The sequence below is a fragment of the Brachybacterium sp. AOP25-B2-12 genome, assembly GCF_052378625.1.
Classification (GTDB): Bacteria; Actinomycetota; Actinomycetes; order Actinomycetales; family Dermabacteraceae; genus Brachybacterium.
The window spans coordinates 1-1360 of record NZ_JBQSXW010000063.1; the positions used below are offsets into that span (position 1 = coordinate 1).

Annotated in this window: 1 protein-coding gene; it reads left to right on the forward strand. The window is 67.9% G+C overall.

Annotated features, from left to right (window positions below):
* Positions 1–119: 119 nt before the first annotated feature.
* On the forward strand, positions 120–1360 hold a 1241-nt coding region (locus ACT3TZ_RS15140; protein ID WP_444584239.1), incomplete at its 3' end, for an ISL3-like element ISAar39 family transposase.

The following is a 1360-nucleotide window of genomic DNA, read 5'->3' on the forward strand; positions in this document are numbered from 1 at the left end:
GGCTCTTCGCAGATGAGGGTGTAGCGGTCGGTGGCGGGGTGGGCGCGTCGGTGCGGGGATAGACGTCGAGGTCTCCCGATGATGGAAGTTCTGACGCTCGCCATCTGGAAGACCTCGACATGCCCCACGCTACCTTCTCGTCCCCTGATCTCGATGCCTTCTGCGGCCTGGACGGGCTCGGCCTCACAGCCACCGGCCAGCGCATCGAGACGGGCCAGGCAGTTCTGGAGTGCCGGGTCCTCGCGGACGATCAGTGGTGCCATCGCTGCGGCCAGGCCGGAGTTCCTCGCGGCACGGTCCTCAGGACGATCGTGCACGTCCCCCTCGGCTGGCGACCGACGATGCTGCAGGTCAGAGTGCGTCGCTACCGCTGCCCGGACTGCTGCACCGTGTGGCGTCAGGACACCACAGCCGCTGCCGCGTCCCGCACGAAGCTGTCGCGCGACGCGGTCTTCTGGGCACTCAAGAGCGTGGTCATCGACCGGATGTCGATCGCGCGGGTCGCCGAGAACCTCGGCACCGCCTGGCACACCGTGAACGACGCTGTCCTCGAAGCCGGCTCCGAGCTCCTGATCAACGATCCTGCCCGGTTCGAGGGGGTCCGGGTCCTCGGCGTGGACGAGCACGTCTGGTCCCACACCAGAGGCGGTAACAAGTACGTCACCGTGATCATCGACCTGACCCCGGTCCGCGATGGCACCGGAGCCTCGAGGCTGCTGGACATGGTCCCCGGCCGTTCGAAGAAGGTGCTCAAGACCTGGCTCGACCAGCAGGAACAGGGCTTCCGCGACCGGATCGAGACCGTGGCGATGGACGGGTTCACCGGTTTCAAGACCGCCGCTGCGGAAGAGATCCCGCAGGCCGTCGCGGTGATGGATCCGTTCCACGTCGTCGCCCTGGCCGGTGACGCACTGGACCGCTGCCGGCAACGGATCCAGCAGACCACCTGCGGGCATCGTGGCCGATCCGGGGATCCTCTCTACGGGATCCGCCGAGTCCTCCGCACCGGCGCAGATCTCCTGACCGATCGCCAGTGCGGCCGCCTGAGCAGCGTGTTCGCCGCAGACGAGCACGCCGCAGTGGAGGCGACCTGGGGCATCTACCAGCGGATCGTCCAGGCATACCGCAATCCCGATCGCGTTGCCGCCAAGCAGCAACTCACCGCCGTGATCCAGGACCTCGCCGGCAACGTTCCAGCCTCGCTGACCGAGGTCATCACGCTCGGCCGCACTCTGAAACGCCGGGCCGGGGACGTGCTGGCCTACTTCGACCGGCCCGGCACCAGCAACGGCCCAACAGAGGCCATCAATGGCCGCCTCGAGCACCTCCGTGGCACCGCGCTGGGCTTCCGCAACCTCGC